At 62.4% G+C, this 8,715-nt stretch carries 4 protein-coding genes; 3 read left to right on the top strand and 1 reads right to left on the bottom strand.

What is annotated here, in order from left to right; translation table 11 throughout:
- A partial coding sequence (gene yaaA, locus P1U55_RS14685; RefSeq protein ID WP_301048380.1) for a peroxide stress protein YaaA occupies positions 1-318 on the top strand: 318 nt, incomplete at its 5' end.
- Here yaaA and P1U55_RS14680 read toward each other — a convergent pair.
- The gene (locus P1U55_RS14680; protein WP_301048379.1) at positions 315-2,549 is read right to left on the bottom strand and encodes an ATP-binding protein; all 2,235 of its coding nucleotides are present in this window, start codon (positions 2,547-2,549) and stop codon (positions 315-317) included. The genes yaaA and P1U55_RS14680 overlap by 4 nt on opposite strands.
- A gap of 210 nt (positions 2,550-2,759) precedes the next feature.
- Between P1U55_RS14680 and P1U55_RS14675 the strand changes: the two genes are divergently transcribed.
- Positions 2,760-8,243 carry an alpha-2-macroglobulin family protein gene (locus P1U55_RS14675; protein ID WP_301048378.1) on the top strand — a complete coding sequence of 1,828 codons (5,484 nt, stop codon included), beginning with the start codon at positions 2,760-2,762 and terminating at the stop codon, positions 8,241-8,243.
- A gap of 10 nt (positions 8,244-8,253) precedes the next feature.
- The coding region (locus P1U55_RS14670) for a putative glycolipid-binding domain-containing protein (protein ID WP_301048377.1) at positions 8,254-8,715 on the top strand (462 nt) is incomplete at its 3' end.

Here is an 8,715-nt window from a genome sequence, read left to right as displayed (position 1 = left end):
AACGCGCAGGCCGAGGCCGTGGGCAGCGATGTTCTAGTCAACTGTGCCAGCCAAGAGTATTTTGGCGCTGTCGATCCAAATGCGCTGGGCCTGCGGGTGGTGACCCCGGTTTTCCTGGAAGAAAAGCCCGGCGGCCCCAAGATCGTCAGCTTTTTAGCCAAAAGGGCGCGCGGTGCCATGGCCCGCTATATCATCCAGCATCGCCTCACCGACCCGGCCGCGCTCACCGCGTTTGATACGGGCGGTTACGTTTACCAGCCTGATATCTCCACGCCCGAGCGCCCGGCCTTTATCCGCCCGGCCAGCGCTGCGGCTTAACCGGCCGCGCGGGCATCGGGGCTTTCGGGCTCTAGGAATGGATCGCAGTCTGCCGGGGTGTGCAGCGCGACCTGCTCTTCGATCAAGCCTCGTTTCAGGGGTTTTTTCAGGTAATGGTCAAGCCCTGCGGCAAGGATGTCCTCGGCATCGCCAGCCAAGGCATGCGCTGTCATCGCCACCACAGGTACGCGGGGCCAGCCAAACTCTGCCTCAAGCTGGCGAATGGCGCGGGTGGCATCCTTGCCATCCATTTGCGGCATTGAAATATCCATGAACACCAGATCAGGCCGCAGCAGCGCATATTTCTCCACCGCGTCGCGGCCATTTTCGGCGAAGCTAAGGTTCAGGCTCAACCGCTTCAGCATTTTTTCAAACACCAGACGATTGGTGCGATTATCCTCTGCCGCCAAAACCTGCATCATCCGTGAGGCAGGGGGGGCGGTGGCTTTCAGCCGCAGGGGCGGGTGTGCCAGCCCTTCATAAATCTTCCGCTCTTCGGCGCGGGCGCAGGGGTATTGCACCACCTTGTCAAAGGCCTTACCCCCGCCGGGGACCGGATCGCCGTGCAGCGCAATGAGCACCCGGCGTGTTTCGGGCCAAACCTCGGCAAGCTGCTTGGTCAACTCCAACCCCGCTTCGGTGCCAATGCTTGCCGTTATCACGACAAGATCAGGCTGCGCGCCACTTTGGAGGCGGGCGGTCAGCGCCTCGGCGGTGGGCAGATGTTCGCAGATGACTGATTTCGCAGCCATCCGCCGTTTTACCAAGGCGGCGGCATCGGCAGAAGGAGTGGCGAACAGCACCAGCGGCTCCTCTCCCTTAGGCCAGCTCTGCGGCTCAATCTCGCCTCCTGCCGCCTCTAACGACAGGTGCAGCGTGAAGGTGGTGCCTTTTCCGGGAGCCGAAACAAGCGTGATCTCACCACCCATCAGCTCAACCAATTGACGGGTGATCGCAAGGCCAAGCCCGGTGCCTTCAAACTTGCGGCTGGCGGCATCTTCAACCTGATTGAACTGGCCAAAAATATGCGCTTGCATCTTCTCGGGGATGCCAATTCCGCTATCCTCAACCGCGATTTCAAGTCCCCATTGGCCGTTGTCATTGGGCGCGGGTACGGCGGTCACGGCGATCTTCACATGGCCTGTTTCGGTGAATTTGATCGCATTGCCCAGCAGGTTGACGACCACTTGCCGCAACCGCTTTGGATCCGCCACGAAAAGCGCCGGGATTTCAAGCCCGTAGTCCAGCAGCAGGTGCAACCCTTTCTCACGTGACGAGGGGAGCGACAACATCACCACCTCAACCAACATTGCTTCTAGATCAAAGGCTTCGGGATAAAGCTCCATCCGGTCCGCCTCGGAGCGAGAAAAATCGAGCACATCGTTGATGATTTCCAGCAGCGCCTCGCCAGAGTTACGGATGGTCTGGATGAATAGCGCCTGTTCCTCATTGACCTCGGTATCGAGCAGCAATTCGGCCATGCCAACAACGCCATTCATTGGGGTGCGCAACTCATGCGACATCTTGGCGAGAAAGTTCGATTTGGCGCGTGTTGCGGCCTGCGCTTCATCACGAGCGGCGGCGAGATCACCTTCGCGGCGCATATCGCGGGTGATATCCAGACAAAGGCACACCATATCGCCATCGCGGGCGCGCCGAACATGGAGCCGCAGATAGCGCCCATCATAGAGGCGGATCGTGGCATCAGGGATTTGCGGTTGGTCCCAGCGATCAAGCATGCTGATGATCCAATCGCCCGATGTGACATCGCCCGGATCAACCAGGCCTTCCTCCATCAACAGGCGCAGCATATCCATGTAGGTGATGCCGCGGCGCATATCTTCCAGCCCCTCAAACAACGACATCCACGCGCTATTGGCCGCCACCAGCCGATCCTCGGCATCAAACACGGCAAACCCATCGGTGATGGTTTCAACGGAATCCCAAAGCCGCCGCTCGGCAATATCCACCGCTTGCTCGGCGCGCTGCAAATCGGCCTGGGTCTCCGCGGCAACGGATTTCATAGCCTGCGCTTCTGTTTTCAACGCCTCGGCCTGCGCACGTGTGGTGGCCACCACCTCGCGCTGCTCGATGATCTGATCGGAGAGCTTGAGCGCATGGTTCGAGAGTTTGCGATTGGCGGCGATCAACTCGCGGCTTTTCAGCTCCAGCATCCGCTCGGCAGCCAGCCTGCCGCGCCGCTCTCTTGCCAGTTTGTCCGTCAGTGACATCGCGCAACCCGCTTTAGACCCACCGCAAGCCCGAAACGTGCTTAAAGAGTGCCTGCCTCCCCTTTTTGCCTTCCAGCCATTGAAAGACCGTTAACGCCCGCCCCATGCTTTCACGTCTTTCTCACGCGAAGATCGCGGCGCTGGACAGGCGGCAAGCGGCCATGCCAAAATCGCCTCAGGATTCATCACATTTCGATCCGAGGTATTTACATGCTGCGTTCAGCTCTCGCACCCCTTATCGGCCTTCTGGCCTTGCTCATCGTCGTTCCGGCGCCGGTTGCGGCTCAGCAACCCAGCCCTGCGCCGATCCCTGAGCGGCGGTTGATTCCCGAGAAGGATGTCGACTTTTATGGTGCTGACCTACGGGCGATGTTTGATACCTCATATGATGCCTGCCGCGCCGCCTGCATGGCCGATGACGCCTGCACGGCGTTTACCTTCAACAGCCGTTCCAATGCCTGTTTTCCCAAACGGGCGGTCGAGCGGCGTGAACCCTACGACGGAGCGCTATCAGCGACCGTGGTGACCGAACCGGCAGGCCGGATTGCCCTTGCCCGTAACCGCGCCGAGGAGCTGGGCTTCCTTGGGTCCAGCACTCTGCGCACCGCTTATGGCTTTGCCGAAGGGATGGTGCGCGTGCACTCGCCCTCCGGTTGGTCGCTTGATCGGCTGCTGGCCGGGGCGGATGAGGCCTATAGCACGGGCAAGCTGAAAGATGCGATGGTTTGGGTCGGCCCCGCCGTGGTGCTGACAGACCGCGCAGACCTTTGGAACGATTACGCCGAATATGCGCTTTCGGCCAAAGGCGAGAACTCATCTAAAACCCGTGAATACAAGCGCCGCGCCCAGAGTGCCGCGCTCAATGCCTACCTGCGCGCCGATAGTCCTGGTGCGCAAACCCGTGCGCTGGAAACCCTGTCGCGCGCCCTTGAGGCCAACAACCGGGGCCGCGATATGATCCCCACGCTGCGCCTTTCGCAGTCGATCACCCCCGATCCGCAAACTGCGGCCGCTTTGGATAAGGCGTTGGGCAAATACGGCTTCCGTATTACCGGCCATCAGGTTGATCCCAATCCCGCCACGCCCCGCGTTTGCGCGACCTTCTCCGAGAAGATTGAGGCGACGGGTCTTGACTATGCGCCCTATGTGCAGCTTCCCGGCACCTCGTTCACGGTTGAACCCTCAGGAAACCAGCTTTGCATTGAAGGGTTGTCGCATGGCGAGCGTTACCGCGTGACGATCCGCGCCGGTCTGCCTGCCGCGTCCGGCGAGAGCCTCGCCAAGGATGTGGCGCTCAACTTTTACGTTCGAGACCGTGATCCGCAGGTGCGCTTTCCGGGTCGTGCCTATGTGCTGCCCAAAACCCCCGATGCTGCCATTCCGGTGGTGACGGTCAACACCGAAGAGGTTGATCTCACGCTGCACCGCGTTTCGGATCGCAACTTGCTGCGCGTCATCCAGGATAGCTACTTTGGCCGCCCGCTCAACGAGTGGGAGGAAGACTATTTTGAGGGGGACATTGCCGAAAATGTCTGGTCTGGCACCGGGCATATGGAGCGCCGCCTCAACGAAGATGTCACCACGCGGCTCCCTATGGGTGAGGCTATCGCCTCGCTGCCTGCCGGGGTTTATGCACTGAAGGCCGCTATCCGCGGCGCTGATCCTTACGAGAACCCGGCAGCCACCCAGTGGTTTGTGATTTCAAATATCGGGCTGGCCTCGATGTCTGGCGCGGATGGGCTGCACATTTTCACCCGTCAACTCACCGATGCCACCCCGATGGAGGGGCTTGAGGTGTCGCTCCTGTCGCGCTCCAACCGGGTGCTTGGCACCGCCACCACCGATGCCGAGGGCTACGCGATGTTTGCACCCGGCCTGACGCTGGGCCAGGGCGGCGCGGCTCCGGCCATGGTGCTGGTGAAGCAGGGCGAAGCGGATATGGCCTTCCTGTCGCTCACTGATCCGTCGTTTGATCTGTCGGATCGCGGGGTTGAGGGGCGTGCCCCGGCGGGCGCGGTTGACAGTTTTCTCACAACCGACCGTGGTGCTTATCGCGCGGGCGAAACGATTTACGCCACCGCGCTGGTGCGTGACGCCACCGCCACGGCGGTCGAGGGCCTGCCGCTCACCGCTATTCTCACCCGCCCCGACGGGGTGGAATACGCTCGCCACTTCAGTCAGGGCGGCGAAGCGGGGGGACATGTGTTTTCGATGCCCACCAACCCGGTTGCGCCGCGTGGTGCCTGGACGGTGGCGCTGCACGCTGATCCCAAGGCCCCGGCGCTCGCCAGAAAAACCGTGCTGGTGGAAGACTTCCTGCCAGAGCGGATCGACTTCACCGCCGAAATCCCCGAGGGCGACCTGACGGCAGAAAGTGCCCCACCCGCCCGTGTGGAGGTGCGCTATCTGTTTGGCGCACCGGGGGCGGACCTGCCGGTTGAAGGCGAGTTGCGCATCACCGCCACTGACACCCTCGCAGGCTTCCCCGGCTACCGCTTTGGCGATGCCGCGACGCGGCCCTCGCCGCGCACCTCCTACCTTGGCGGCGCGACCACCGATGCCGCTGGCCTTGCCACGCTGCCGTTGGAAATGCCCGAGCTTGAAGGATTCACCGGCCCGCTGGAAGCCCGCCTCACCGTGCGCGTGTCCGAAGGGTCGGGCCGCCCGGTTGAGCGCCGCACCTCCAGGGTGATCGGCCCCGGCAAACCGATGATCGGCATTCGCCCCACTCAAGACGGCGTTGTGCCCGAGGGCACCGAGGCTGAGTTCACTGTGATCGGGCTGGATGCCGGGCTTCAGCCAACCGGGATGCAGGTGAAGTGGTCGCTGAACCGCATCAATCGCCGCTACCAGTGGTATTCGCAAAACGGCCGTTGGAATTGGGAGCCGATCACCACCCGCACCCGCATTGCCACCGGCGAAGGCACCCTTGGGGGAGATCCGCTGAAGGTGGCTGCGGCTGTGGAATGGGGCAGCTACGAGCTGCGCGTGGAGCGGCTCGATGGTACCCCCATCGAGGCGTCTTATGAGTTTTACGCAGGCTGGTATGCGCCGGTTGATGTGTCCTCCACACCTGATACGCTGGATGTGTCTCTCAACGCTCAAAGTTATCGTTCGGGCGATACCGCGCAATTGCGGATCGTGCCGCGCTATTCCGGCAAGGCGCTTGTCACCGTGGTCGCCAACCGCTTAATTGATATGAAAACCGTGGATGTGAGCGAAGGCGGCGAAACCCTGGTCGAGTTGCCGGTGACGGATGATTGGGGGGCAGGCGCCTATGTCACCGCCACCTTGATCCGCCCGATGGACACGGCTGAAAAGCGCGGCCCTGCGCGGGCGCTTGGCCTTGCCCACGCCAGCGTTGACCCCGGCGAAAAGAAGCTCACGGCAACCTTTGATGTGCGCGCCGAAATCCGCCCCCGGGGCCCGCTTGATGTGGCACTGAAGGTGGATGGCATCAAGGCGGGTGAGCAGGCTTATGTCACCATCGCTGCCGTGGATCAGGGCATCCTCAACCTCACCGGCTTCACCCCGCCCGATGCCTCAGACCACTACTTTGGCCAACGGCGCCTTGGCATGGGAATGCGCGATATCTATGGCCGCCTGATTGACGGGCTGAATGGTGCCAAGGGCGAAGTCCGCTCGGGCGGTGACGCGGCGCAAAGCGCGCAAATGCAATCGCCGCCCCCCACCGAAGAACTGGTTGCCTATTTCTCTGGCCCGCTCACCGTGGGCGCGGATGGCATGGTGCGCACTTCGTTTGACATGCCCAGTTTCAACGGCACCGTGAAGCTGATGGCGGTTGCCTGGTCAGAAACCGGCGTTGGCGAAGCCTCACAAGACGTGCTGGTGCGTGATCCTGTTGTGGTGCAGGCCACCGTGCCGCGCTTCATGGCACCGGGGGATACCGGGCGGATGCTGCTGGAAATCACCCACGCCACTGGCCCCACCGGCCCCGTCAGGCTGGCGCTTTCAGCGAGCGGCCTCACGCTTGAGGGCGCGGCTGAAACCACTGTTGAGCTGACCGAGGGCAACACCATCCGCATCAACACCCCGCTTACCGTAGGCGATCCGGGGCAGGCGATGGTGACTGTCACGCTTACCACGCCCGCCGGTGAGGCGCTGGTAAAGGAGCTGAACCTGCCGATTGAGCGCAATGATCCCGAAGTCGCCCGCACCTCGCGGTTTGATCTGGCTTCGGGGCAAAGCTTCACGCTGTCGCGCGATGTCTTCACCGGGCTGGAGGCTGGCACAGGCCACGCGACCGTGGCGCTTGGCCCACTTGGGCGGTTTGATGTGCCGGGCTTGCTCGCCTCGCTTGATCGTTACCCCTATGGCTGCACCGAGCAGACCACCTCGCGCGCGCTGCCGCTGCTTTACTTTGATGAGGTTGCCCGCGCGATGAGCCTTGAGGAGCGTGGCAATATCCTTGAGCGCGTTGAGGGGGCAATCACCCGCGTTCTGGCGCGTCAGGCGTCGTCCGGGGGTTTTGGCATGTGGCGGGCTGTGGACGGGGATTTCTGGCTTGATGCCTATGTGACCGATTTCCTCTCCCGCGCCCGCACCCAGGGTTTTGAGGTTCCCGCCCCTGCCTTCCGTAGTGCCGTCGACAACCTTCGCAACCGGGTGAACTACGCCGCCGACTTTGATCGTAACAGCAACAACGGCGGCGAGGCTCTGGCCTACGCGCTTATGGTGCTGGCGCGGGAAGGCGCGGCCTCGATGGGGGATCTGCGTTATTATGCCGATGTGAAGGGCGGCGATTTTGCCACCCCGCTCGCGGCCGCCCAGCTTGGTGCCGCACTGGCGCTTTATGGCGATCCACAGCGCGCCGATGCCATGTTTGGCCGCGCCGTCGCCATGATGACAACGCAGGCGGATGATAGCGCCGCGCAGGTCTGGCGGGATGACTATGGCACCCAATTGCGCGATGCCGCCGCCCTGCTGGCACTGGCCTCGGAGGCGGGCACCCAGGTGGTGGACCGTGAGGCGCTTGCCGTGCGTATCACCGGCAAAACAGGCACATACCGCTCCACTCAAGAGCAGGTTTGGACGCTGATGGCCGCCCACGCCCTGATCGAGGCCGCGCCGCGCGATGGTTTCACCATGAACGGCGAGGCAATTGATGGCCCTCTGGTTGAAGTTTACGCTGATGTCACAAACGCGCAGCTGGTGGATATCCGCAATGACAGTGGCCAACCCACCACGCTCACGCTCACCACTTTTGGTGTGCCCACCGAGCCTGATCCAGCCGGTGGCAATGGCTACAAAATCGAGCGGCAGTATTTCACTATGGAGGGCGGGGTAGTTGATCTTTCTGCCGTGCCGCCCGGCGAGCGCATGGTCGTGGTGCTCACGGTCACGCCCTTTGGCAAGCGCGAAGCCCGGCTGATGGTAGATGATCCGCTGCCTGCGGGCTTTGAAATCGACAATCCGCACTTGATCCAATCGGGCCGAGCTGGAGAGGTTGACTGGCTGAAAACCATCAACGCCCGTCACGCCGAATTTCGCCAGGAACGCTTCCTTGGCGCGGTGGACTGGCGCTCTGACAAGCCGTTCAAATTGGCCTATATCGTTCGCTCCATCTCGCCGGGCAGTTACCATCACCCGGCGGCCTCGGTCGAAGACATGTATCGCCCCGCCTTCCGCGCCCGCACCGATACGGGCCGGGTGACGGTGGCTGCGACGCAGTAAATTGAAAGCCATGCCTGTCGCAGAAGCCAACTGGCGGCGGCTTGATACGCTGGGCGAAGATTGCTGCCGCCTGATCGCTGAGCCGAGCGGCTGGATGCTTTGCGGCCACGCCCGGTTTTTCGAAGTGCGGATTGGCTTTGTGCTAAGTTATGTGGTGCGCTGCAATGCCGACTGGTGGGCCACCGGGGCCGATATCACCGGCGTTGCTGGCGGTGCCGAAGTGGCGTGGAAACTGGTCAAAATTCCCGAGGGATGGCGGCTTAACGATGGTGCCCCAATGCTCTCTGATTGCACCGATATCGACCTGGCCTTCACCCCGGCCACCAATCTCCAGCCGATCCGCCTTGGGCCCACGTCCCGCGCCGAGGTTGCCGCCGTCTGGTTCCTGCCTGAGGGCGGCGGGCAGATCGAGCGGTTTTCGCAAAGCGTCACGCCGCTTGGGGCACACCGCTATGCCTGCGCCTCGCCGGAG

Source organism: Vannielia sp., assembly GCF_029212645.1.
GTDB lineage: Bacteria > Pseudomonadota > Alphaproteobacteria > Rhodobacterales > Rhodobacteraceae > Vannielia.
This window is presented reverse-complemented; position numbering and strand designations above follow the sequence as displayed.